General features: G+C 59.5%; 28 protein-coding genes and 3 tRNA genes. 23 read left to right on the forward strand and 8 right to left on the reverse strand.

Annotated features, from left to right (window positions below):
• Window positions 1–4: 4 nt before the first annotated feature.
• The 17 genes from K2184_RS08030 to cobT all read left to right on the forward strand — a co-directional run bounded on the left by K2184_RS08030 (window position 5) and on the right by cobT (window position 13,449).
• A complete protein-coding gene (locus K2184_RS08030) occupies window positions 5–637 on the forward strand; it encodes a cobalt-precorrin-8 methylmutase (RefSeq protein WP_004105109.1) in 633 nt (210 codons plus the stop codon).
• Window positions 634–1,773, forward strand: a complete 1,140-nt coding sequence (gene cbiD, locus K2184_RS08035; RefSeq protein ID WP_004114997.1) for a cobalt-precorrin-5B (C(1))-methyltransferase CbiD — start codon at window positions 634–636, stop codon at window positions 1,771–1,773. The genes K2184_RS08030 and cbiD overlap by 4 nt, the downstream gene beginning before the upstream one ends.
• Window positions 1,767–2,372, forward strand: a complete 606-nt coding sequence (locus K2184_RS08040; protein ID WP_004114996.1) for a cobalt-precorrin-7 (C(5))-methyltransferase — start codon at window positions 1,767–1,769, stop codon at window positions 2,370–2,372. The genes cbiD and K2184_RS08040 overlap by 7 nt, the downstream gene beginning before the upstream one ends.
• Entirely contained in the window at window positions 2,362–2,931 is a 570-nt protein-coding gene (locus K2184_RS08045; protein ID WP_004105104.1) for a decarboxylating cobalt-precorrin-6B (C(15))-methyltransferase, read from the forward strand. Before K2184_RS08040 ends, K2184_RS08045 begins: the two co-directional genes overlap by 11 nt.
• Window positions 2,924–3,697, forward strand: a complete 774-nt coding sequence (locus tag K2184_RS08050) for a cobalt-precorrin-4 methyltransferase (protein WP_004114994.1) — start codon at window positions 2,924–2,926, stop codon at window positions 3,695–3,697. Before K2184_RS08045 ends, K2184_RS08050 begins: the two co-directional genes overlap by 8 nt.
• Window positions 3,678–4,733, forward strand: coding sequence for a cobalt-precorrin 5A hydrolase (gene cbiG / locus K2184_RS08055; RefSeq protein ID WP_023321549.1), 1,056 nt, complete (start codon window positions 3,678–3,680; stop codon window positions 4,731–4,733). The genes K2184_RS08050 and cbiG overlap by 20 nt, the downstream gene beginning before the upstream one ends.
• Window positions 4,733–5,458, forward strand: coding sequence for a precorrin-3B C(17)-methyltransferase (locus K2184_RS08060; protein ID WP_004105101.1), 726 nt, complete (start codon window positions 4,733–4,735; stop codon window positions 5,456–5,458). The genes cbiG and K2184_RS08060 overlap by 1 nt, the downstream gene beginning before the upstream one ends.
• Window positions 5,455–6,240 (forward strand): cobalt-precorrin-6A reductase, encoded by a 786-nt coding sequence (locus tag K2184_RS08065; protein WP_004105100.1) that lies wholly within the window; start codon window positions 5,455–5,457, stop codon window positions 6,238–6,240. The genes K2184_RS08060 and K2184_RS08065 overlap by 4 nt, the downstream gene beginning before the upstream one ends.
• Window positions 6,241–6,250: 10 nt before the next feature.
• Window positions 6,251–7,045, forward strand: coding sequence for a sirohydrochlorin cobaltochelatase (gene cbiK / locus K2184_RS08070; protein WP_163525629.1), 795 nt, complete (start codon window positions 6,251–6,253; stop codon window positions 7,043–7,045).
• On the forward strand, window positions 7,042–7,755 hold the full coding sequence (locus K2184_RS08075; protein WP_004105097.1) for a cobalt-factor II C(20)-methyltransferase: 714 nt from the start codon (window positions 7,042–7,044) through the stop codon (window positions 7,753–7,755). The genes cbiK and K2184_RS08075 overlap by 4 nt, the downstream gene beginning before the upstream one ends.
• Window positions 7,752–8,489 (forward strand): cobalt ECF transporter S component CbiM, encoded by a 738-nt coding sequence (gene cbiM / locus K2184_RS08080; RefSeq protein WP_163525627.1) that lies wholly within the window; start codon window positions 7,752–7,754, stop codon window positions 8,487–8,489. The genes K2184_RS08075 and cbiM overlap by 4 nt, the downstream gene beginning before the upstream one ends.
• Window position 8,490: 1 nt before the next feature.
• Window positions 8,491–8,772 carry an energy-coupling factor ABC transporter substrate-binding protein gene (locus K2184_RS08085; RefSeq protein ID WP_004105092.1) on the forward strand — a complete coding sequence of 94 codons (282 nt, stop codon included), beginning with the start codon at window positions 8,491–8,493 and terminating at the stop codon, window positions 8,770–8,772.
• Window positions 8,759–9,436 (forward strand): energy-coupling factor ABC transporter transmembrane protein, encoded by a 678-nt coding sequence (locus K2184_RS08090; RefSeq protein ID WP_004105090.1) that lies wholly within the window; start codon window positions 8,759–8,761, stop codon window positions 9,434–9,436. Before K2184_RS08085 ends, K2184_RS08090 begins: the two co-directional genes overlap by 14 nt.
• 8 nt (window positions 9,437–9,444) lie before the next feature.
• Complete coding sequence (locus tag K2184_RS08095; RefSeq protein WP_163525625.1) at window positions 9,445–10,260, forward strand: energy-coupling factor ABC transporter ATP-binding protein; 816 nt, start codon at window positions 9,445–9,447, stop codon at window positions 10,258–10,260.
• Window positions 10,257–11,780 (forward strand): cobyric acid synthase, encoded by a 1,524-nt coding sequence (locus K2184_RS08100; RefSeq protein ID WP_163525623.1) that lies wholly within the window; start codon window positions 10,257–10,259, stop codon window positions 11,778–11,780. Before K2184_RS08095 ends, K2184_RS08100 begins: the two co-directional genes overlap by 4 nt.
• Entirely contained in the window at window positions 11,774–12,319 is a 546-nt protein-coding gene (cobU, locus tag K2184_RS08105; protein ID WP_004105085.1) for a bifunctional adenosylcobinamide kinase/adenosylcobinamide-phosphate guanylyltransferase, read from the forward strand. Before K2184_RS08100 ends, cobU begins: the two co-directional genes overlap by 7 nt.
• Before the next feature lie 74 nt (window positions 12,320–12,393).
• Complete coding sequence (gene cobT / locus K2184_RS08110; protein WP_016809884.1) at window positions 12,394–13,449, forward strand: nicotinate-nucleotide--dimethylbenzimidazole phosphoribosyltransferase; 1,056 nt, start codon at window positions 12,394–12,396, stop codon at window positions 13,447–13,449.
• A gap of 97 nt (window positions 13,450–13,546) precedes the next feature.
• Here the strand turns inward: cobT and K2184_RS08115 are convergent.
• The 3 genes from K2184_RS08115 to K2184_RS08125 form a co-directional block, all read right to left on the reverse strand.
• A tRNA-Met gene (locus tag K2184_RS08115) sits at window positions 13,547–13,623 on the reverse strand.
• Between the two features lie 34 nt (window positions 13,624–13,657).
• Window positions 13,658–13,734 (reverse strand) — tRNA-Met (locus K2184_RS08120).
• Between the two features lie 34 nt (window positions 13,735–13,768).
• Window positions 13,769–13,845 (reverse strand) — tRNA-Met (locus K2184_RS08125).
• Window positions 13,846–14,056: 211 nt separating this feature from the next.
• Between K2184_RS08125 and mltA the strand changes: the two genes are divergently transcribed.
• Together mltA and tcdA are read left to right on the forward strand one after the other, a co-directional pair.
• Window positions 14,057–15,154, forward strand: coding sequence for a murein transglycosylase A (mltA, locus tag K2184_RS08130; RefSeq protein ID WP_004105083.1), 1,098 nt, complete (start codon window positions 14,057–14,059; stop codon window positions 15,152–15,154).
• A gap of 165 nt (window positions 15,155–15,319) precedes the next feature.
• Complete coding sequence (gene tcdA, locus K2184_RS08135; protein ID WP_004105082.1) at window positions 15,320–16,129, forward strand: tRNA cyclic N6-threonylcarbamoyladenosine(37) synthase TcdA; 810 nt, start codon at window positions 15,320–15,322, stop codon at window positions 16,127–16,129.
• A 140-nt stretch (window positions 16,130–16,269) separates the two neighbouring features.
• Here the strand turns inward: tcdA and csdE are convergent, their stop codons facing one another.
• Both csdE and csdA read right to left on the reverse strand, forming a co-directional pair.
• Window positions 16,270–16,707, reverse strand: a complete 438-nt coding sequence (gene csdE, locus K2184_RS08140) for a cysteine desulfurase sulfur acceptor subunit CsdE (protein WP_160886999.1) — start codon at window positions 16,705–16,707, stop codon at window positions 16,270–16,272.
• Window positions 16,707–17,912: a cysteine desulfurase CsdA gene (gene csdA / locus K2184_RS08145; RefSeq protein WP_163525859.1), complete on the reverse strand. Its 1,206-nt coding sequence runs from the start codon at window positions 17,910–17,912 to the stop codon at window positions 16,707–16,709. Before csdA ends, csdE begins: the two co-directional genes overlap by 1 nt.
• A gap of 198 nt (window positions 17,913–18,110) precedes the next feature.
• Between csdA and K2184_RS08150 the strand changes: the two genes are divergently transcribed.
• The 4 genes from K2184_RS08150 (at window position 18,111) to rlmM (ending at window position 21,114) form a co-directional block, all read left to right on the forward strand.
• Window positions 18,111–18,335: a YgdI/YgdR family lipoprotein gene (locus K2184_RS08150; RefSeq protein WP_024274638.1), complete on the forward strand. Its 225-nt coding sequence runs from the start codon at window positions 18,111–18,113 to the stop codon at window positions 18,333–18,335.
• Between the two features lie 353 nt (window positions 18,336–18,688).
• Window positions 18,689–19,606: a glycine cleavage system transcriptional regulator GcvA gene (gene gcvA, locus K2184_RS08155; protein ID WP_004114967.1), complete on the forward strand. Its 918-nt coding sequence runs from the start codon at window positions 18,689–18,691 to the stop codon at window positions 19,604–19,606.
• 19 nt (window positions 19,607–19,625) lie between these two features.
• Window positions 19,626–20,021, forward strand: a complete 396-nt coding sequence (locus tag K2184_RS08160) for a DUF423 domain-containing protein (RefSeq protein ID WP_004105073.1) — start codon at window positions 19,626–19,628, stop codon at window positions 20,019–20,021.
• On the forward strand, window positions 20,014–21,114 hold the full coding sequence (gene rlmM, locus K2184_RS08165; RefSeq protein ID WP_004114964.1) for a 23S rRNA (cytidine(2498)-2'-O)-methyltransferase RlmM: 1,101 nt from the start codon (window positions 20,014–20,016) through the stop codon (window positions 21,112–21,114). Before K2184_RS08160 ends, rlmM begins: the two co-directional genes overlap by 8 nt.
• Window positions 21,115–21,173: 59 nt before the next feature.
• Here rlmM and fucR read toward each other — a convergent pair whose 3' ends face one another.
• From fucR to fucK, 3 genes are read right to left on the reverse strand one after another with little or no spacing between them, the layout of a single operon-like run.
• Complete coding sequence (gene fucR, locus K2184_RS08170; RefSeq protein ID WP_004105071.1) at window positions 21,174–21,884, reverse strand: L-fucose operon activator; 711 nt, start codon at window positions 21,882–21,884, stop codon at window positions 21,174–21,176.
• Between the two features lie 57 nt (window positions 21,885–21,941).
• Entirely contained in the window at window positions 21,942–22,364 is a 423-nt protein-coding gene (gene fucU / locus K2184_RS08175; RefSeq protein ID WP_004114960.1) for an L-fucose mutarotase, read from the reverse strand.
• Between the two features lies 1 nt (window position 22,365).
• A complete protein-coding gene (gene fucK / locus K2184_RS08180) occupies window positions 22,366–23,784 on the reverse strand; it encodes an L-fuculokinase (protein WP_163525858.1) in 1,419 nt (472 codons plus the stop codon).
• Between the last annotated feature and the right edge of the window lie 38 nt (window positions 23,785–23,822).

Genomic DNA, 23,822 nt, shown 5'->3' on the forward strand with positions numbered 1-23,822 from the left:
ATGAATGCACTATATCCAGCAACCGCAGGCGATTGAGGCGAAAAGCTTCGACATTATTGGCGACATTATTGCGCAGACCCGCCCGGACTACCGCTTTGCCAGCCCGCTACACGAAGCCATTATCAAGCGGGTGATCCACACCACCGCCGATTTTGACTGGCTGGATATCCTGTGGTTTTCTCCCGACGTGCTTCCTCGCTTAAGCGCCGCCCTGAGCCAGCCCTGCACGCTTTATACCGATACCACCATGGCCCTTTCCGGGATCAATAAAACTCTGTTGGCGAAATTCGGCGGCGAGTGCCGCTGCTATATCAGCGATCCGCGCGTGGTGGCGGAGGCCAAAGCGCAGGGGATGACCCGCTCGATGGCGGCGGTCGATATTGCGGTTGCCGAAGAGGGCGAGAAGGTGTTTGTTTTCGGCAATGCGCCCACCGCGCTGTTTCGTCTGCTGGAGCATGATGTCGCGGTCAACGGCGTGATTGGCGTGCCGGTCGGCTTCGTCGGCGCGGCGGAGTCGAAAGACGCCCTGACGCAGAGCGGCCTGCCGGGCATTGCCGCGCTGGGTCGTAAAGGCGGCAGCAACGTCGCCGCCGCTATCGTCAACGCCATTTTATACCACTTACAGGGGGCGAGATGAGCGAGCAATCCTTCGACGCCCCGGTGTGGCACAACGGCAAGGCGCTGCGTAAAGGCTATACCACCGGATCCTGCGCGACGGCGGCGGCAAAGGTCGCGGCGCTGATGGTGATGCGCCAGCACCTCATTCATCAGGTCTCCATTGTGACTCCTTCCGGCGTCACCCTGTGTCTTAACGTCGAATCACCGCACGTCGAAGGGCAGCAGGCGATCGCCGCGATTCGTAAAGACGGCGGCGATGACGTTGACGCCACCCACGGCATGCTGATTTTCGCCCGCGTGACGCTCGACGACTCCGGCGAGATAACCCTGCGCGGCGGCGAAGGTATCGGCACCATCACCCGTAAAGGAATCGGCCTGCCTATCGGCAGCCCGGCGATAAACCGCACCCCGCGCCACACCATTGAGTCGGCGGTGCGCGAAGCGATAGGCCCGTCGCGCGGGGCGACGGTAGAGATTTTCGCCCCGGAGGGCGAGGAGCGGGCGCAGAAAACCTATAACTCGCGGCTGGGGATCCTGGGTGGTATCTCGATTATTGGCACCACCGGTATCGTGACGCCGATGTCGGAAGAGAGCTGGAAGCGTTCGCTGTCGCTGGAGCTGGAAATTAAGCGCGCGGCGGGGCTGGAGCGGGTGGTGCTGGTGCCGGGCAACCACGGTGAACGCTTCGTACGCGAGCAGATGGGCATCGACTCGCAGGTGGTGGTCACCATGAGCAACTTCGTCGGCTACATGATTGAAGAGGCCGTCCGCCTCGGGTTCCGTCAGATTGTGCTGATTGGCCATCCCGGCAAGCTGATTAAAGTCGCCGCCGGGATCTTCCATACCCACAGCCATATCGCCGATGCGCGCATGGAAACGCTGGTCGCGCATCTGGCGCTGTTGGGGGCGCCGCTGGCGCTGCTGCAACTGGTGAGCGAATGCGATACCACCGAAGCGGCGATGGAGCACATTGACGCGTACGGTTTTCAGCCTATCTATAACCATCTTGCTGAACGCATCTGCCTGCGGGTGATGCAGATGCTGCGTTTTACCAAAACGCCGCCCGTCTGCGACGCCATCATGTTCTCCTTTGATAACAAGGTCCTCGGCAGCAATCGCCCGGTGGCCGAGATTGCGCGGGAGATGTCATGTTAACGGTGGTTGGCATGGGGCCGTCAGGCCTGCATTTGATGACGCCGGCGGCGCAAGATGCGGTCGCCAGTGCGGATGCGCTGGTAGGCGGTAAGCGGCATTTGCAGCAGTTCCCCGGATTTCGCGGCGAACGGTTTGCGCTGGGCGCCAATATTGCCGAACTGCTGGTCTGGCTCGGCGAACGCGCAGCGCAGAAGGTGGTGGTGCTGGCCTCAGGCGACCCGCTCTTTTACGGGATCGGCACGCGGCTGATAGCCCACTTTGGCATCGATCGCGTGCGCATTATTCCCGGCATCAGCGCGGTGCAGTATCTCTGCGCGAAGGCCGGTATCGATATGAACGATATCTGGCTGACCAGCAGCCACGGGCGAGACGTCTGTTTTGATGAGCTGGCGCGTCAGCGCAAGGTGGCGATGGTGACCGACGGACGCTGCGGGCCGCGGGAAATCGCCGCCCAGCTGGCGGCTCGGGGTAAAGGGTATCGCTGGATGGTGATTGGCGAAAATCTGGCGATGGATAACGAGCGGATCCACTGGCTACCGGTCAGTGAGGTCGATGCCGAATATGAGATGAACGCGGTGGTGATCCTCGATGAAAGATGAGCTTTTTCTGCGCGGCGAGAAGGTGCCGATGACCAAAGAAGCGGTTCGCGCGCTGGCGCTGGCCAAACTTGAACTGCACCGGGCAAGCCACCTGATTGATATCGGCGCCGGTACCGGCAGCGTGTCGATTGAGGCGGCGCTGCAGTATCCCTCTTTGCAGGTAACCGCCATCGAACGCAACCCCGCGGCTCTCCGGCTGCTGGACGAAAATCGCCAGCATTTCACCTGCGGCAATATTGAGATCCTGCCCGGTGAAGCGCCGATGGTGATTACCGAGCGGGCCGACGCCATTTTTATGGGCGGCAGCGGCGGCCGTCTCGACGAACTGATTGACTGGTCGTGGCAGCAGCTCTATCCCGGCGGCCGTCTGGTGATGACTTTTATCCTGCAGGAGAACCTGAACGCGGCTCTCGACTATCTGCAGCAGCGGGGGATTACACAGATTGATTGCCTGCTGCTGAACGTTTCATCGCTGACCGCGCTGGGCAGCGGCCACTATTTCAAACCGAATAATCCCGTTTTTGTTATCGCCTGTCAGAAGGAAGAAAACCATGGCTGAGACATTTGACCCCCGTAGTGTGTGGTTCGTTGGCGCAGGGCCGGGCGACCGTGAGCTAATTACCCTCAAGGGCTACCGCTTGCTGCAGCAGGCCCAGGTGGTGATCTACGCCGGGTCGCTGATAAACACCGAGCTGCTGGAGTATTGTCCGCCCGGCGCCGAGTGTCACGACAGCGCCGAACTGCATCTGGAGCAAATTCTCGACCTGATGGAAGCCGGCGTTAAAGCCGGGAAAACGGTAGTGCGTTTACAGACCGGGGACGTGTCGCTGTATGGCTCGGTCCGCGAGCAGGGCGAAGAGCTGACCAAACGCGGTATCGACTGGCAGGTGGTGCCGGGCGTCAGCGCGTTTCTGGGCGCGGCGGCGGAGCTGGGCGTCGAGTACACCGTGCCGGAAGTCTCCCAGAGCCTGATCATCACCCGCCTTGAAGGGCGCACGCCGGTGCCGGCGCGCGAGCAGCTTGAATCATTTGCCAGCCACCAGACTTCAATGGCGATTTACCTTTCCGTGCAGCGCATTCACCGGGTAGCGGAGCGCCTGATTGAAGGCGGCTATCCAGCAACCACGCCGGTGGCGGTGATCTATAAAGCGACCTGGCCGGAAAGCCAGACCGTACGCGGTACGCTGGCGGATATCGGCGACAAGGTACGCGAGGCGGGGATCCGCAAAACGGCGCTCATTCTGGTCGGGAATTTCCTGGGCTCTGAGTATCACTACTCAAAACTCTACGCGGCGGACTTTAGCCATGAATACCGTAAAGCCTGAATCAATCGCACTTTTCTGCCTGACGCCAGGGGGCGTTCGGCTGGCGAAACGGCTGGCGGCGATGCTGCCGTTAACCTGCTTTACCAGCGAGAAGCTGCTGGAAGAGGGTTTTCTCCCCTTTGAAAACGGTTTTGCCAGCGCCGCGCGCGAGGCCTTCAGCAGCTATTCGGCGCTGATTTTCATCGGCGCCACCGGGATCGCGGTACGCGTGCTGGCCCCGCTGGTCAATGATAAGTTCAGCGATCCGGCCGTGGTGGTGATCGACGAACGCGGCCAGCACGTCATTAGCCTGCTTTCCGGCCATGCGGGGGGCGCGAATGCCCTCAGCCGCTATCTGGCCGGGATGCTCGGCGCCGACCCGGTGATCACCACCGCCACCGACGTCAACGAGTTGGCGGCCCTGGATACGCTGGCATTCCAGCTTAATGCCCGGATGAGCGACTTCCGCGCGGCGGTGAAAACCGTCAACCAGATGCTGGTCAGCCATCAGCGCGTCGGTCTGTGGTGGGACGAAGAGCTGGATGAAGACGTCCGCCACTGCGACCGGCGGGGGTTTATCACCGTGACCGATCTGCACCAGCTTCCCGAGCTGGATGCGCTGGTCTGCGTCACGCTGCGCAACGAACTGCCGCCGATCGCCGTGCCGCACTGGAAGCTGGTGCCGCAGCGGGTGGTCGCCGGAATTGGCTGCCGCCGCGATACGCCATTCCCGCTATTAGCGGCGCTGCTGGCGCGCCAGCTTGAGGCGCAGCGCCTGGATCCGCTGGCGCTGAAAGCTATCGGCAGCGTCACGCTGAAGAAGCACGAGCAGGGGCTGATTCAGCTGGCTTCCTGCTGTCGCGTACCGTTCGAAACCTTTCCCGCTGATGCCCTGCGAGAGCATGAGCATCACTTTCCCGCTTCATCGTTCGTCAGAAAAACCGTCGGCGTAGGGAGCGTATCCGGTCCGGCGGCCTGGCTGCTGAGCCATGGGCAACTGTTAGGCGAAACCCTGCGCGAACAGGGCGTCACTATTACTTTGGGAGTTTCACACTGATGTTAAGCGTAATCGGAATCGGCCCTGGCTCGCAGTCCATGATGACCATGGAGGCCATTGAAGCGCTGCAGGCGGCGGAAATCGTCGTTGGCTATAAGACCTACACGCACCTGGTGAAAGCCTTTACCGGCGATAAGCAGGTGATCAAAACCGGAATGTGCAAAGAGATTGAGCGCTGCCAGGCGGCGATTGAGCTGGCGCAGGCCGGGCATAACGTGGCGCTGATCAGCAGCGGCGATGCCGGTATTTACGGCATGGCCGGACTGGTGCTCGAACTGGTCAGCAAGCAGAAGCTGGATGTGGAAGTCCGCCTGATCCCGGGGATGACCGCCAGCATTGCCGCCGCCTCGCTGCTGGGCGCGCCGCTGATGCACGACTTCTGCCATATCAGCCTCAGCGACCTGCTGACCCCGTGGCCGGTGATTGAAAAACGCATTGTCGCCGCCGGGGAAGCCGACTTCGTCATCTGTTTTTACAATCCGCGCAGCCGCGGCCGCGAGGGCCATCTGGCGCGCGCCTTTGAGCTGCTGTCGGCCAGTAAAAGCGCGCAGACCCCGGTGGGAGTCGTGAAATCCGCTGGACGTAAAAAACAGGAGAAATGGCTGACTACCTTGGGGGAGATGGATTTTGCACCGGTCGATATGACCAGCCTGGTGATCGTCGGCAACAAAGCGACGTATATCCAGGATGGCCTGATGATCACGCCGCGAGGCTACGTGCTGTGAGCCACGGCGAGGTGCTGGTGATGGGCGGAACCAGCGACGCGAGGGCGCTGTGTCAGCAGCTTGACGCGGCGCAGGTCCCCTACACCCTGTCGGTGGCGACGCCCACCGGTCAGCAGCTGGCGGGGGATATTCGCGGCCAGGTGCGCTGCGGGCGCCTCGAGCTGGAGGAGATGATCGCCTGGCTGAAGGCTAACCGGACCCGCTGGGTGATCGATGCTTCGCACCCCTACGCCGAAGCGGTAAGCCGCAATATCGTCCGGGCCTGTGAAACCGCCGGCGTGCTGCTGAGCCGCTATCAGCGCCCAGAGCAGCTGAGCGGCCTGACGCATCCGCTGCTCTATACCGTGGAGAGCATTGAACAAGCCTGCGAGGTGGCGCGGCGTTTCGGCCAGCGCGTGCTGCTCACCACGGGAAGTAAAGATCTGGCGCGCTGGCGGGCGGGATTAGGTGACAAAACGCTGCTGGCCCGGGTGTTGCCGGTCGCCGATGTCATCGCGCAATGCGCCGCGCTGGGGTTTGGCGTAGGCGAGATTTTCGCCCTGTGTGGGCCGTTCAGCGCCGCGTTCAACGCCGCTTTCTACCGCCAGTGCCGGGCCGACGTGGTGATCACCAAAGCCTCCGGCGCCGAAGGCGGCTATCAGGAAAAAGTACAACCCTGTCTGGATGCCGGTATCCCCTGCATCGTGATTACGCGCCCGGCGCCGCTGGTGACGGGTGAAGAGTTACTGGAAAGTCAGGCTGCCTTTGCCCGGCGCTTATCGCGCTGGCTGGCCGCTGCTTAAGGAGTCAGAAATGAAAAAAGCGCTTCTGGTGGTCAGTTTTGGCACCAGCTATCCCGACACCTGTGAAAAGAACATCGTCGCCTGCGAGCGCGAGCTGGCGGCCAGCTGTCCGGACCGCGACACGTTTCGCGCCTTCACCTCCGGGATGATTATCCGCAAGCTCAAACAGCGCGACGGTATCGAGATTGATACGCCGCTGCAGGCATTGCAGAAGCTGGCCGAGCAGGGCTACCAGGATGTGGCGATTCAGTCGCTGCACATTATCAACGGCGATGAGTATGAAAAGATCGTCCGCGAAGTGCAAAGCCTGCGCCCGCTGTTCCTCCACCTGACGCTGGGGGCGCCGCTGCTGAGCAGCCATAACGATTATGTCCAGCTGATGCAGGCGCTGCGCCAGCAGATGCCGCCGCTTGCCGTCGATGAAACGGTGGTCTTTATGGGCCACGGCGCCAGCCATCACGCTTTCGCCGCCTACGCCTGTCTGGATCATATGATGACGGCGAAGGGATTTCCGGCGCGGGTCGGCGCGGTCGAGAGCTATCCGGAAGTCGATATTCTTATCGATAGCCTGCGCCAGCAGGGGGTGAAGGGCGTGCACCTGATGCCGCTGATGCTGGTGGCCGGCGATCACGCCATTAACGATATGGCCTCGGACGAAGAGGACTCCTGGAAAACGCTGTTCAACGCCGCCGGTATCACGGCGACGCCCTGGCTGAACGGGCTGGGAGAGAATCCGGCGGTGCGCGCAATGTTCGTCGCTCACCTGCAGCAGGCGCTGAGCCTGGCAATGGAGGAGGCGGCATGAGCGGCAAACTATATGCCTTAAGTACCGGCCCTGGCGCCGCCGACCTGATCACCGTGCGCGCGGCGCGGGTGCTGGGCACGCTGGACATTCTCTACGCGCCCGCCGGACGTAAAGGCGGCGACAGCCTCGCGCTCTCCATCGTGCGCGAGTATATCGGCGAACGGACCGAAGTACGCTGCTGCCATTTCCCGATGAGCGCCGACAGCGCGGAAAAAGAGGCGGTGTGGGATGAGGTTGCCGCCGCGCTGGTTCAGGAAGTGGAAGCGGGCAAGCAGGTCGGCTTTATTACCCTCGGCGACGCCATGCTGTTCAGCACCTGGGTGTTCTTACTCCAGCGTATCGGCTGCCCGGAGTGGCTGGAGATTGTTCCCGGCGTCACCTCTTTTGCCGCCATTGCCGCGCGTTCAAAAACGCCGCTGGCCATGGAGCAGCAATCGCTGGCGGTGATCTCATGCACCGCGCCGGAAACGGAAATCGAGCAGGCGCTGCGCCAGCATGAAAGCCTGGTGCTGATGAAAGTGTACGGGCGGTTTCCCCGCATCAAAGCGCTGCTGGCGAAAAACGGTCTGCTGGATGCCGCGCTGATGATGTCTGAAGCCACGCTGCCGGGCGAGCAGTGCTGGCGCCATCTCAATGACGTCAGCGACGACCAGCCGCTGCCCTATTTCTCGACCATTCTGGTCAATAAACAGTGGGAGTATGCAGAATGAAACTTGAACAACAGCTAAAACAGCTGTCTTTCAGCGGGTTAGCTGCGGCGCTATTGCTGATAGTGGTTCCCGAAAAGGCTTTCGCGATGCACATCATGGAGGGGTTTTTACCGCCGATGTGGGCCCTGGCATGGTGGCTGCTGTTTTTACCCTGCCTGTGGTACGGGCTGGTGCGCCTGCGCCGCATTGTGCAGGAAGATAACAATCAGAAGGTGCTGCTGGCGCTGTGCGGGGCGTTTATTTTTGTCCTCTCGGCGCTGAAAATTCCTTCTGTAACCGGCAGCTGTTCCCACCCGACCGGCGTCGGCCTGGCGGTGATTCTCTTCGGGCCTGGCGTGGTGGCGATCCTTGGCGCCATCGTACTGCTGTTCCAGGCGTTGCTGCTGGCGCACGGCGGGCTGACGACGCTCGGCGCGAACGGGATGTCGATGGCGGTCATCGGGCCGGTGGTTGGCTATATGGTGTGGAAAATGGCCTGCCGCGCGGGCATTCGCCGCGACGTCGGGGTGTTTCTCTGCGCGATGCTGGCGGATCTGGTGACCTACTTTGTCACCTCCGTACAGCTCGGCGTGGCCTTTCCGGATCCCTCCGCCGGCGCGACCGGATCGATCGTCAAGTTTATGGGGATCTTCTGCCTGACGCAGATCCCGATCGCCATTGCTGAAGGGCTGTTAACCGTCATGATCTACGACCAGTTGACCAAACGTCAGCTGATTACCGCACAGGGGCATTAACATGAAAAAGACGCTGATATTGTTCGCCATGGTGGTGGCGCTGGTGATCCTGCCGTTCTTTGTCGATCACGGCGGCGAATTCGGCGGTTCAGACGGCGAGGCGGAGAGCCAGATTCAGGTGGTCGCGCCGCATTATGAGCCGTGGTTCCAGCCGCTGTACGAACCGGCTAGCGGAGAAATTGAGAGCCTGCTGTTTACGCTTCAGGGCTCTCTCGGCGCGGCGGTAATTTTCTATATTCTGGGCTACAGCAAAGGCAGACAGCGCCGTGATGACCGGGTTTGACCGACTCAGCTATCAGAGCCGCTGGTTTCACGTCGCACCGGAGCGCAAGTTCCTGTTCTGGCTGCTGCTGATGGTGCTGGCTTTTACCCTGCCTCCGTTGGGGCAGGGTATCGAAATGGCGCTGATTGCCGCCTTAACCTGCTGGCTGCTGCGGGTCTCGCCGTGGCGCTGGTGCCGTTGGATGGCGCTGCCGTTTGGCTTCCTGCTGATCGGTGTGCTGACCATTCTGTTCAGCGTTAGCCGCAATCCGCAGGATCTGCTGGTGAGCCTACCGCTGGGCAGCGTCTGGCTGGGCATGACGTCGGAGGGGTTGACGACCGCCAATCAGACCTTCTGGCGCAGCCTGGCGGCGCTGGCGTCCACCTTCTGGCTGGTGCTGAATCTGCCGTTCCCGCAGCTTATTTTGCTGCTCAAGCGCGGACGGGTACCGCGGCTGCTGACCGAGCAAATCCTGCTGACCTGGCGCTTTATTTTTATTCTTTTAGACGAAGCGCTGGCGATTCACCGTGCGCAAACATTACGTTTTGGCTACCGTAGCGTGCCGAAGGGCTATCGTTCGCTGGCGATGCTGGTAGGACTGCTGTTTACCCGGGTGATGATTCGCTACCAGCAGATGAGCACCACGCTGGATATCAAACTGTATCAGGGTGATTTTCACCTTTAAGGATAAGTATGCTTGCCACGACCGATCTCTGGTTTCGCTATCAGGACGAGCCGGTGCTGAAGGGGCTGACGCTGGATTTTTCCCATCACGCCGTGACCGGACTGGTAGGGGCGAACGGCTGCGGAAAATCCACGCTGTTTATGAACCTGAGCGGTCTGCTGCGCCCGCAGAGCGGGGCGGTGCAATGGCAAGGAAAACCGCTGGACTACAGCAAGCGTGGCCTGCTGGCGCTGCGTCAGCAGGTGGCGACCGTTTTCCAGGACCCGGACCAGCAGATTTTCTATACCGATATCGACAGCGATATCGCCTTTAGCCTGCGGAACCTGGGCGTAGCGGAAGAGGAAATTGCCCGCCGGGTGGACGATGCCCTGACTCTCGTCGATGCCCAGGGGTTTCGTCACCAGCCGATTCAGTGCCTGAGCCACGGGCAGAAAAAGCGCGTGGCGATAGCCGGCGCGCTGGTGCTGCAGGCGCGCTATTTACTGCTCGACGAGCCGACGGCGGGTCTCGATCCTTCGGGACGCGCGCAGATGATCGACATCATTAAGCGTATTGCCGATCGGGGCAACCACGTGGCGATCTCCAGCCACGATATCGATCTGATCTATGAAATCAGCGATGCGGTTTACGTGTTACGCCGCGGCGAAGTGCTGGCGCACGGCGAACCCGGGGCGGTGTTTGCCCGCAGCGAACTGATGGCCCAGGCCGGGCTCACCCAGCCGTGGCTGGTGAAACTGCACGCGCAGCTCGGGCTGCCGTTGTGTAAAACCGAAGAAGAATTTTTTACGCGGATGCGAAGCAACGCGATGAAGGAGGCGTCATGACGCTGGCAATTATGTTACAGGGCACCGCTTCTGACGTCGGCAAAAGCGTGCTGGTCGCGGGGCTGTGCCGCATCTTTTATCAGGACGGGCAGCGCACCGCGCCGTTTAAATCGCAGAATATGGCGCTTAATTCCGGTATCACGCCGGATGGCAAAGAGATGGGCCGCGCGCAGATTTTCCAGGCCGAAGCGGCGGGTATTATCCCGGATGTGCGCATGAACCCGGTGCTGCTTAAGCCAACCAGCGACCGCAAAGCGCAGGTGGTGCTGATGGGCAAGGTGGCGACCGATATGGACGCGGTGAGCTATCACGAATATAAACCGCGCCTGCGGGAACAGATCCTCGCGGTTTATAACAGCCTGGCCGCCGAACATGATGTGCTGGTGCTGGAAGGGGCAGGAAGTCCGGCGGAGATCAATCTGCGCGATCGCGACATCGTCAATATGGGCATGGCCGAGATGGCCCAGTGCCCGGTGATCCTCGTGGCGGATATCGATCGCGGCGGCGTATTCGCCTCTATCTACGGCACGCTCGCGCTGCTGCACGATCGCGAGCGAGCGCGGGTCAAGGGCTTGATTATTAATAAATTTCGCGGCGACGTGGCGCTGCTGTATTCCGGGATCGAGCAGATAGAAACGCTCACCGGCGTCCCGGTGCTCGGCGTCATGCCGTGGCTGGACGTCGATCTTGAAGATGAGGACGGCGTCGCGCTGCAAAAAGGGAAATATCTGCGCACCGACAGGCGCGATATTGAGATTGCCGTGATTCAGGTGCCGCACATCTCCAATTTTACCGATTTCAACGCGCTGGCGGCGCAGCCGGACGTCCGCGTCCGCTATGTTCGCCAGCCGCAGGAGCTGGCGGGCGTGGATATGGTGATCCTGCCGGGCAGTAAAAATACGCTCGGCGACCTCGGCTGGCTGCGCGAGAGCGGCATGGCGCATGCGGTACTGCAGGCCCGGCGTCAGGGCGTACCGGTGCTGGGGATCTGCGGCGGCTATCAGATGCTCGGTGAAACCATTATCGATGAGGTAGAGTCGGGGCTTGGCACGCAGCCGGGGCTGGGGTTGCTAAATACCGTCACCCACTTTGCGCAAAGCAAGACGACGACCCAGGTAACGGCGACCCTGGCAACAGCGCTGCCGGCGTGGCTGGCGGCGACGGCGGGGCTGACCGTAAGCGGCTACGAAATTCATATGGGCGAAACCGAGCTGCGCGACGGCTGCCGTTCGCTGATGCAATTACATAAAGGCAGCCTGAGCGTGGCGGACGGCGCGGTCAGCGATGACGGCCTGGCGTTTGGCACCTATCTGCACGGCCTGTTCGATAGCGATGCATTTACCCGCGCGCTGGTTAACGGCCTGCGCCAGCGTAAAGGGCTGGCGGCGCTGGATAGCGATTTCGAGTATGCGCAGTATAAATCGCGCCAGTTCGATCTGCTGGCGGACGCGATGCGTCAGCATATTGATATCGAAAAAATCTACGCCATCATGCGCCAACATCAGGAGCCCGTATGCTGACTTTAGTGACCGGCGGGGCGCGCAGCGGTAAAAGCCGCCATGCCGAAGCGCTGATCGCCCATGCGCCGCAGGTACTGTATATCGCCACCTCGCAGGTTTTTGATGACGAGATGGCGGCGAGGATCCAGCACCACCGCGACGGCAGGCCCGCGCACTGGCGCACCGCCGAGCGCTGGCAGCAGCTTGATGAGCTGATCACCCCGGATATCGCCCCAGAGGAGGCGATTTTGCTGGAATGCATCACCACCATGGTGACCAACCTGCTGTTTGCGCTGGGGGGCGACAGCTCGCCGGACGGCTGGGATTATGCGGCGATGGAGCGGGCGATCGACGCCGAAATCGCGGTACTGATTGCCGCCTGCCAGCGCTGCCCGGCCCGCGTGGTGCTGGTGACCAACGAGGTAGGGATGGGGATTGTGCCGGAAAACCGTCTTGCCCGCCATTTCCGCGATATCGCCGGACGCGTCAACCAGCGCCTTGCGGCGGCGGCAGACGAGGTGTGGCTGGTGGTGTCGGGCATTGGCGTAAAAATCAAATAGGCCAGGCGCGCCGTAACGGGCGTTATTCTTCCTGCTGGCTCTGCGATGAGTCAGCCAACAAGACGAGAACCTCTATGCAAAGCTTAACCTCTCTACTGGGCGCGATCCCTGCGCCTGATGAAAACGCGATGGCGCGCGCCCGGCTTCATATTGATGGTCTGCTGAAACCGCCCGGAAGCCTTGGACGCCTTGAAGATCTTGCCGTGCAGCTGGCGGGTATGCCCGGTCTTGAAGGTGTGCCGCAGGTGAAAAAAAAGGCGCTGCTGGTGATGTGCGCCGACCACGGCGTGTGGGACGAAGGGGTCGCCATTTCGCCAAAAGCGGTGACCGCAATTCAGGCGGCGAATATGACGCTGGGCAAAACCGGCGTTTGCGTACTGGCGGCGCAGGCGGGCGCGAAGATGCACGTGATTGATGTTGGAATCGATGCCGAGCTGATACCGGGCGTCATCAACATGCGCGTGGCGCGCGGCTGCGGCAATATCGCCGTTGGTCCGGCAATGCGCCGCAGCCAGGCGGAAGAGCTGCTGCTGGAGGTGATGCGCTATACCCGGGGGCTGGCGGAGGATGGCGTCACGCTGTTTGGCGTCGGGGAGCTCGGAATGGCCAATACCACCCCGGCGGCGGCAATCGTCAGCGTCCTGACCGGCAGCGATGCCCAGGAGGTGGTGGGAATTGGCGCTAATCTGCCGTTGGCGAAGGTCGGCAATAAAGTTGAGGTGGTACGACGGGCCATCGCCGTTAACCGCCCCGATCCGCATGATGGTCTGGACGTGCTGGCAAAAGTGGGCGGTTTTGATTTATTGGGGATGACGGGTGTGATGCTGGGCGCGGCCTCCTGCGGTCTGCCGGTGGTGCTCGATGGCTTCCTCTCCTACGCAGCGGCGCTGGCGGCGTGCCGAATTGCGCCGCAGGTAAAACCCTATCTTATCCCGTCGCACTATTCGGCGGAGAAGGGGGCGCGTACGGCGTTGATGCATCTCGAGCTGGAACCCTACCTGAACATGGGGATGCGCCTGGGAGAAGGCAGCGGCGCGGCGCTGGCGATGCCGATCGTTGAAGCGGCCTGCGCGATGTATCACGAAATGGGGATGCTGGCGGCGAGCAATATTGTGTTGCCGAAGGGCTGAGAATGTGAGGGAGCGGCGCTTAGCCGTTCCCTGAATCAGGTATAAGATTTTGCGAATCGCAGAAACAAAAAAACACCCTTGAGGGTGTTTATGATGTTGGTTGCGGGGGCCGGATTTGAACCGACGACCTTCGGGTTATGAGCCCGACGAGCTACCAGGCTGCTCCACCCCGCGTCACCGTACTGCTTATATTGTCTTAAATTTTGATTGGTTGCGGGGGCCGGATTTGAACCGACGACCTTCGGGTTATGAGCCCGACGAGCTACCAGGCTGCTCCACCCCGCGTCACCGTACTGCTTGTACTTCATCAAATTTTAATTGGTTGCGGGGGCCAGATTTGAACTGACGACCTTCGGGTTATGAGCCCGACGAGCTACCAGGCTGCTCCACCCCGCGTCCGTGGAAGCGCACTATACTCCGCTAACGTTTTGATGCAACCCTTTTTGGCAGAAATCATCAATTTTGTAAAAAATGGTGCATATAGAATCACTTCCAGCCTATTTTTTGCGCAAAATTGCCTTTGCGGTACCTAAGCGCATTTCATTAGCCCTGGGGGTTTGTTATCTTCATCACGCACCCGGGCTTAGCAGCATAAAGAAGAGATACCATGAAAGGACGTTGGGCAAAATATGCAGTAACAGGCGCAATGCTGGCAATGCTGGCCGCCTGTTCCTCAAAACCGACCGATCGCGGTCAGCAGTATAATGAAGGTAAACTCACCCAGCCGTTTTCACTGGTTAACCAACCTGATGCGGTAGGTTCGCCGATCAACGCCGGCGATTTCTCCGAGCAGGTGAGACAGATTCGTAGCGCCTCTCCGCGCCTCTATACCAGCCAGAGCAACGTCTACAATGCGGTTCAGGAGTGGCTGCGTTCCGGCGGCGATACCCGTACGCTGAGCCAGTTTGGTATCGACGCCTGGCAGATGCAGGGAACGGATAACTACGGTAACGTCCAGTTTACCGGCTACTACACGCCCGTGGTTCAGGCGCGTCATACTCGCCAGGGCGAGTTCCAGTATCCGATTTACCGGATGCCGCCGAAGCGCGGCAAGCTGCCGTCCCGCGCCAGCATCTACGCCGGGGCTCTGAGCGACAACTACATCCTGGCCTACAGCAACTCGCTGATGGATAACTTCATCATGGACGTGCAGGGCAGCGGCTACATTGATTTTGGCGACGGCTCGCCGCTGAACTTCTTTAGCTATGCCGGGAAAAACGGCTGGCCCTATTACAGCATCGGTAAAGTGCTGATCGACCGCGGGGAAGTAAAGCGCGAAGATATGTCGATGCAGGCAATTCGCGAATGGGGCGAAAAGCACAGCGAGGCGGAAGTCCGCGAGCTGCTGGAGCAGAACCCGTCGTTCGTCTTCTTTAAACCGCAGTCCTTCGCGCCGGTGAAAGGCGCCAGCGCGGTGCCGCTGATCGGTCGCGCGTCGGTGGCCTCCGACCGTTCCATTGTTCCTGCAGGCACCACGCTTCTGGCGGAGGTGCCGCTGCTGGATAATAACGGTAAGTTTAACGGCCAGTACGAGCTGCGTTTAATGGTGGCACTTGATGTTGGCGGGGCGATTAAAGGCCAGCACTTCGATATTTACCAGGGCATTGGCCCGGATGCCGGGCACCGTGCCGGCTGGTATAACCACTATGGCCGCGTATGGGTGCTGAAAAACGCCCCGGGCGCAGGCAACGTCTTTAGCGGCTAGTTCTCACATTTTCCCCGGTCGCGCTGCGCTTACCGGGGCTACGGTCGCCTGGATAAGCCATTGACGACGTAATCCGGGAATATTTCCCGGAGCGACGGCTGATTTTGTTGCCCGGGTAAGGCCCTTGCCTCGTGACCCGGGAATGTCCACTTATTTTGAGGTTATATGTCTGTTGTAATTAGCGATGCCTGGCGCCAGCGCTTTGGCGGCACGGCGCGTTTATATGGTGAAAAGGCGCTGCAATGTTTTGCCGACGCGCACGTCTGCGTGGTCGGCATCGGCGGCGTAGGCTCATGGGCGGCGGAAGCGCTGGCGAGAACCGGAATTGGCGCGATTACCCTCATCGATATGGATGATGTCTGCGTGACCAACACCAATCGCCAGATCCACGCCCTTGGCGGCAACGTAGGTCTGGCGAAAGCCGAGGTGATGGCGGAACGCATTCGCCTGATTAACCCCGAGTGCCGGGTGACGGTGGTGGACGATTTTATCACTCCGGAAAACGTCGCCGAGTATCTGGGCGTTGGCTTTAGCTATGTGATCGATGCCATCGACAGCGTGCGCCCGAAAGCGGCGTTAATCGCTTACTGTCGTCGCCATAAGGTGCCGCTGGTCACCACCGGCGGCGCGGGCGGACAAATCGATCCGACGCAAATCCAGGTCGCCGATCTGGCGAAAACCATCCAGGATCCGCTGGCGGCAAAGCTGCGTGAGCGTTTGAAGAGCCAGTTTGGGGTGGTGAAGAACAGCAAAGGTAAGCTCGGCGTGGATTGCGTGTTTTCCACCGAAGCGCTGGTTTATCCGCAGGCGGACGGCAGCGTTTGTGCGATGAAAAGCACCGCTGAGGGGCCGAAGCGAATGGATTGCGCATCCGGGTTTGGCGCCGCGACGATGGTAACCGCAACCTTTGGCTTTGTCGCCGTCTCCCATGCGCTGAAGAAAATGCTGGCGAAGGCGGAGCGGCAGACGGCGTAAATTCCCGGGTCGCGGCGCAGGCACCTTACCCGGTCTACAAGACAATTCCCCGGAGGCGGTGCTGCGCACCTGTCCGGGCGACAAAACCGCACGAACCCGTAGCCCGGACAAGGCGCGTCAAGCGCCGCCCCGGGATGAGCTTAAACCTCAACCTCGCGGGCGGCGGCGAGCACCGCCTCACTCAGGGCGTTGAGCCCCTGGCTGCGCGAGGCGCTCAGCTGGCCGCGCAGCCCCAGCGCATCAAATAGCGCCAGCGGATCCTGCGCCAGCAGATCAGCGGCGCTTTTGCCTTCAATGGCGGTCAACAGCACCGCCAGCATGCCGCGTACGATACGGCCTTCGCTATCGCCGAAGAAATGCAGCTTACCGTCGACGTCAATGAAGTGTCCCAGCCAGACGCGGTTTTCACAACCGGCAATCTCTTTAGCCCGCGCTTTGAGGTCGTCCGGCAGCGCAGGGAGCTGCTTACCCAGTAAAATTAGCTGGCGGTATTTATCCTCCCACTGGCTGAGCGGGGTAAACGTCTGGAGAAGGGTCGCTTCGGTGATGCGGGTACCAAAAGGGTGAGAAGTCGTCATTAATCCACCAGTATTTCCAGAGCGCGGTCCACGGCGTGCACCAGCGCGTAAACATCGTCCTGCGTGTTATAAGGCGCGAATGAGGCCCGCAGGGTACCGCTGACGCCAAGCGCCGCCAGCAGCGGCTGAGCGCAGTGCTGACCGGCGCGCAGCGCAATCCCCGATTCCGCCAGCAGCGTCACCATATCGCTATGGTGAACGCCGTCAAAATCAAACGCCAGCAGGCTGGCGTCCTGGCAGCGGAACGAACGGAATCCCGGACGTTTCGCCAGCTCCTCTTCCGCCAGCGTCGCCAGCCCACGGCTCCAGTTTTCCGCCTGTGCGATATCCGTCTCGTCCAGCCACTCCAGCGCCGCGCTCAGGCCAATCACCCCGGCGATATTGGGCGTTCCCGCTTCGAAGCGCCAGGGCGCGGGCTGGGTTTTAAAGCCGTCGAAAGTGACTTCGGCGATCATTTTACCGCCGCCGAGCCACGGCGACATTTTCGCCAGCCGTTCGCTTTTGCCATACAGCGCGCCGATGCCGGTCGGCCCGTAGAGCTTATGGCCCGAAAAAGCATAAAAGTCGATATCCAGCGTCTGAACGTCCGCCGGGAAATGCACCGCCCCCTGCGCGCCGTCGACCATTACCACCATCCCGGCATCGTGGGCCAGGCGAATCGCCTGCGCCAAATCCGGACAACCGCCGGTGACGTTGGACATCTGGCCAATCGCCAGCACCCGGCTGCGCGGCGTGATGAGCGCGCCAAGCGCGGCCACGTCCGGCAGGCGATCGGGAGCGATCGGTAGCTTCACTATCCTCGCGCCGGTTTGCTCTGCAACCATTAACCACGGCACCAGATTGGCATGATGTTCCGCTTCGCTGACGATAATCTCATCGCCGGGCTTCAGGCGCGGGCGCACGTAGCATTGCGCCACCATGTTAATGGCTTCAGTGGTGCCGCGCGTCCAGACGATATCCTGGCCGGAAGGGGCGTTGAGCAGCGCCGCCACGCGTTCGCGCGCGTTTTCATAGCGGTCGGTTAGCTGCCGGGCGGCAGCAAACTGGCTACGGTGGACGTTACCGCCGCTGAGGCGATAGAACTGGTCGCTGGCCTCAATGACCGCCAGCGGCTTGAGCGCCGTCGCTGCGCTATCAAGATAGACGCCAGCGTCGGCCAGCACCGGAAACTGAGCGCGAAATTGGGCGGGGTTGAATGCGTTCATGAGACTCCTCGTATCGATACCAGGATCGTCGCGCAAATCAGCGGGTGATACAAGTTTTCTGCTAACTACTGGAATTTTCTGAATATGAATTCGCCGGCGTGAAAGATGGTTATGCTAAATAGTGTTGGGTTTGTGTTTTAACCTGGTACAGAACGAATCATAAACAGTATAAATAGTCGTAAGGAGAGAAAGATGAAAATGAATAAGACTGCCGCCATTATTTCTGCCTGTGTGCTGACCTTTGGCCTGAGCGCCTGTTCCTCTAACTACGTGATGCACACTAACGATGGGCGCACCATCGTCACCGACGGTAAGCCGCAAACGGACAATGATACTGGCATGATTTCGTACAAAGATGCCTGGGGTAACAAGCAGCAGATCAACCGTTCTGACGTCAAACAGCTGGGCGAGCTGGATAACTGATTCAGGTATAGCAGGCAAAAAAAAGCACCGCGCAGTGCGGTGCTACATTAAATCACTATGGACAGACAGGGTAAATGTACAGGAAGTGAAAAGGGGTAGCTTCGCTACCATGGTCCGCAAACCCGGACCAATTGCAAACACAACAACACAACATCACAACCGTAAGCCAAAAGCTTGTTGGAACACGCATTCCAAAAAAAGCTCTTCGTTCCGGCTCAGGAAGTGCCGCCACTATAGGTATTTGCTGGTAGAAGCTCAACGGACAAATTATAATAGCTCAGATAAAAAAAACTAATAGGTTAACTGTTGTTTCCTATTTGTTAAATTGACTTAACATCTAAGCCAGAATAACTATGTCCAAGCGTTTGCCACCTCTGAATGCATTACGTGTTTTTGATGCAGCCGCCCGCCACCTTAGCTTCACTCGCGCCGCCGATGAGCTTTTTGTGACGCAGGCCGCAGTCAGCCACCAAATCAAGTCCCTGGAGGATTTCCTCGGCCTCAAGCTGTTCCGTCGACGCAATCGTTCTCTTCTTTTAACGGAGGAGGGGCAGAGCTATTTTCAGGATATCAAAGAGATTTTTTCGCAGCTCACCGAAGCGACCCGCAAGCTTCAGGCCCGAAGCGCAAAAGGGGCCTTAACCGTCAGTATGCTCCCCAGTTTTGCCATCCAGTGGCTGGTGCCGAGGCTGACAAGCTTTAATTCAGCTTATCCGGGAATCGATGTCAGAATCCAGGCGGTGGACCGCCAGGAAGATAAGCTGGCCGACGATGTCGACGTGGCGATTTTTTATGGCCGCGGCAACTGGCCGGGGCTGCGCGTGGAAAAACTGTACGCCGAATATCTGCTTCCGGTATGTTCCCCACTCTTACTTACCGGCGATAAAGCGTTGAAAACGCCTGCCGATCTGGCGCAACATACCCTGCTGCACGACGCTTCCCGCCGCGACTGGCAAACTTATACCCGTCAGCTGGGTCTAAACCATATCAATGTTCAACAGGGACCTATTTTTAGCCACAGCGCAATGGTGCTGCAGGCGGCAATCCATGGACAGGGGGTCGCGCTGGCCAACAATGTGATGGCGCAGTCCGAGATTGAGGCAGGCCGACTGGTCTGCCCGTTTAATGATGTTCTGGTCAGTAAGAATGCGTTTTATCTCGTTTGTCATGACAGTCAGGCAGAACTGGGTAAAATAGCCGCCTTCCGCCAGTGGATTCTGGCAAAAGCGGCTAATGAACAAGAAAAATTTCGCTTTCGTTATGAACAATAAATCATCGTAGGGTAAACACATGACCAGCCGTTTTATGCTGATATTCGCCGCGATAAGCGGTTTTATCTTTGTGGCTTTGGGCGCGTTTGGCGCGCACGTTTTAAGTAAAACGATGGGCGTTGCGGAAATGGGCTGGATCCACACCGGCCTGCAGTATCAGGCTTTCCATACGCTGGCTATTTTTGGCCTGGCGGTGGCGATGCAGCGCCGCATCAGCATCTGGTTTTACTGGAGCAGCGTCTTTATGGCGCTTGGTACCGTTCTTTTTAGCGGCAGCCTCTACTGCCTGGCGCTATCGCATTTACGCCTGTGGGCGTTCGTTACGCCGGTAGGGGGCGTCTGCTTCCTCGCCGGTTGGGTATTAATGTTAATTGGTGCAATTCGTCTGAAACGTAAGGGCGTTGTTCATGAATAAAGTTGTCCTCTATTGTCGCCCTGGGTTTGAGAAAGAGTGCGCAGCAGAAATTACCGATAAGGCCTCGCGCCTTGAAGTATTTGGTTTTGCCCGGGTCAAAGATGACTCCGGCTATGTGATTTTTGAGTGCTATCAGGCTGAAGATGGCGAAAAGCTGGTGCGCGAACTGCCGTTCAGCTCGCTGGTATTTGCCCGCCAGATGTTTGTGGTCGGCGAACTGCTGCGCGATCTGCCGCCGGAGGACCGGATTTCCCCGATAGTCGGTATGCTGCAGGGCGTCGTGGAAAAGGGCGGCGAGCTGCGTGTAGAGGTCGCCGATACCAACGAAAGCAAAGAGCTGATGAAGTTCTGCCGCAAGTTCACGGTACCGCTGCGCGCTGCGCTGCGCGAAGCGGGCGTGCTGACCAGCTATGAAACGACAAAACGTCCGGTGGTGCACGTTTTCTTTATCGCGCCGGGCTGCTGCTACACCGGCTATTCGTTGTCTAACAACAACTCACCGTTCTATATGGGCATTCCGCGCCTCAAGTTTCCGGCCGATGCGCCGAGCCGCTCGACTCTCAAGCTGGAAGAGGCGTTTCACGTCTTTATTCCGGCGGATGAGTGGGACGAGCGCCTGGCGAACGGTATGTACGCCGTGGATCTCGGCGCCTGCCCCGGCGGCTGGACCTATCAGCTGGTGAAACGCAATATGTGGGTCTCCTCGGTGGATAACGGCCCGATGGCGCAAAGCCTGATGGATACCGGCCAGGTGACCTGGCTGCGCGAAGATGGCTTCAAGTACCGCCCAACGCGCAACAACATCTCGTGGATGGTGTGCGATATGGTGGAGAAGCCGGCGAAAGTGGCTGCGCTGATGGCGCAGTGGCTGGTGAACGGCTGGTGCCGTGAAACCATCTTTAACCTTAAGCTGCCGATGAAAAAGCGCTATGAAGAGCTGTCGCGCAACCTGGCCTATATCCAGGAGCAGCTGGATGAGCACGGCATCAACGCGCAAATCCAGGCGCGCCAGCTGTATCACGATCGCGAAGAAGTGACGGTTCACGTTCGTCGCCTGTGGGCTGCCGTCGGCGGTCGCCGCGACGAACGCTAGTTTGCCCCTTTTGTAGGCCGGATAGGGTGTTAAGCCGCTATCCGGCGCTGCAATAGCCGTTACGACTGCGACACGTCCGAAACAATATGCGTCACATCATCCAGATGGCCAATTCGGGCCTCCCCCGAACGATTAAACTTGCTTTTATCAATCAGCAAAAGCGATTGCGAGGCGCGCTTAAGCAGCAGCGATTTGAACTCGGCGTTGACCGTATTTGAATCCCAGAGCGCGCCGCCGCTGTCGATACCTTCACAGGAAAAAATGAACAGATCGATCTCCAGCGATTTGAGCTGGGAGATAAGCGATGAACTCACGTAACAGCCGTATTTACGCTGAAGCGTCCCCCCGGAGCAGGTGAGCTGAATATTCTCTCGCTTGCTCAGCTCCTGGCATATCGGCTGACTGTTGGTAAAAACGTGAAGGTTGAGATCAGGTAGCTGGCGAGCCAGGTACCAGCAGGTGGAACTGGCATCGAGGGCGATAACCATCCCTTCGTCTATCCAGGCCAGCGCCTCGCGGGCGATATCCGCTTTGTGCGCATAGTGGCTTTTTAAACGAATATGAAAAGGGTCGCCGCTGTCCTGGCTTTGCCGGTGAATGACTTTTGCCCGACCGTGGTTACGCAGTACTTTTCCCTGGGACTGAAGCTCGCTGAGATCGCGGCGGATGGTTTCTCTGCTGACGTTAAGCTGTAGCGATAAGGCTTCGGTGGTCAGACTATTATGGTTTATGAGCAGGTCTAGTATCGCTTGCTGTCGTGCCGCTTTCATTTTTCTCACCCTGGCGTTCGCTGAGCGCCCGCACCAGACGGGCGCTGCGGCATGAGATTACGGCGTTACTCCTTTTTTTAAAAGAATATTCCCGTACTTAGCGCGCTCACCTGTGATAACGATCGCAAAGGCTTTTTGCGCCCGCTCGTAGAAAGCAAAGCGGTCAATGCGGGCGATCTCAGGGCAGGGCGCGGCGGCGGAAAGCGCCTCGCGATAGCGCGTTTCGACCTGCGGGTCGAGGGTGTCGCCTTCCACGGCGGCCATCATCACCAACGGCGGAGCGTAGCTGTCTAACTCAAACAGCGGAATAATCGCCTGCAGCAGGTCGCTTACCCGCAGACCGTCGGCGCGAATGACCTGTGGACCCATGCTGTGCGCCGGGAAGTGGGCATCGGAAAAGACGATCTCATCTCCGTGCCCCATTTCCGCCAGGACTTTCAGTAGCTCCGGCGATATTAACGGGGAAATCGTTTTTAGCATCTCATACTCCCTCAATCATTTCGGGTTCGGTTTGCGGGTAAAAATAGCGATACTGATAGCTCACCTGCGCTCTGGCCTGTTCAGGGCTGTGGAATTCACCGACGCCGTACCAGCCAAACATGGCGGCGCCAGCCACGGTGGTTTCGGCGTCATCCAGTACTTTGACAGGCATATCGAGCGTATTGGCTTTGATCTGATTCCACAGCGCGTTGCGGCTGCCGCCGCCGACCAGCAGCAGTTCGCTGGCGTTAAAATGGCCGATTTTTTGTAGCGTTTGCAGGTTACGCGCCAGCTGTTCGGCTAATCCTTCCAGCGCGGCGCGATAGAAATGGCCGCGAGTGGTATTCAGCGTGACGCCCTGCCAGCCCGCATTCCGGCAGGAGAGCAGATCGCACTGCATCCTTACCCCCTCAGAACCGGCGGGAATGACGCGCGCTTCTTCAATCAGCGTGCGCCACGGCGTTTCTGCCGTCCACAGCAGCTGGCGTACCCACTCCAGCACGCCTGAAGCCAGCCACTGCATACCGGGGTTATAGCACCCCGGCTGGCTATCCAGTTCGCAGGTCGATCCCGCATAGTGGCTGAGCAGCGGCGTGTTCACCTGAACGCTACGCACCATCAAAATTTCCCACGTACCGGAAGAGAGCACCGGTTCATCCAGCTCCGCGCCGGCGCCAAACAGCGCGAACTGGGTATCGTGCCCGGCGGAGATAACCGGGATCCCGGCGGGTAATCCCAGCATCTTCGCGGCATCGTTTTGCAGGGTACCAATCTGCTGGCCCGCCTCCACCAGCCGGGGAAACAGGCGGCGCGGCAATCCCGTCGCCTGCAGAATCTGCGCGCTGAAATCTCGCTGGTGGATATCCAGCATCTGGCTGGTACCCGCCATGGTGATATCGGTCGTGAATTCCCCGGTCAGGCGCTGGTTGATCAGCGAGGAGATGAATAGCCAGGCATGGGCCTGCTCCAGCAGCTGCGGGTGGTTTTCTTGCAGCCATATCAGCTTATAGAGGGTGTTAAAACCAAATGCGCCGACGCCGGCGATCTGCTGGAGCTGCTGCGCGGGCATAAAGCGGCCGATATTGTCCATCACCGCTGCGGTTCGCGGGCATTTCCAGCTGATGACCGGATAGAGCAGCTTGCCCTGTTCATCCACCAGCGCGCCGTCCACGCCGAAGGTGGTGACCGTGATGCCGCGAACCGTGCAGGATGAGAGCGCATCGCCAATCTGCCGACAGCACTCGGCGAAGCGTTGCAGGATGGCCTCCAGCGACCACTGGTGCCATGCGCTGTTCTCCACGGCGATATCGCTGGCGTTAGCCGTTGCGGCGCGGGCGATAATATTCCCCTGGCGATCAACGGCAATCGCCCTGACGTTGGTGGCGCCGCAGTCGAGAACCAGGATGACTTCATTCTTCATAATCTCTCCCGAGACGTTGCCGGATGGCGGCGTAAACG

Origin of the sequence: Klebsiella sp. K5-306 (assembly GCF_051835185.1) — a bacterium.
GTDB classification, from domain to species: domain Bacteria; phylum Pseudomonadota; class Gammaproteobacteria; order Enterobacterales; family Enterobacteriaceae; genus Klebsiella; species Klebsiella oxytoca.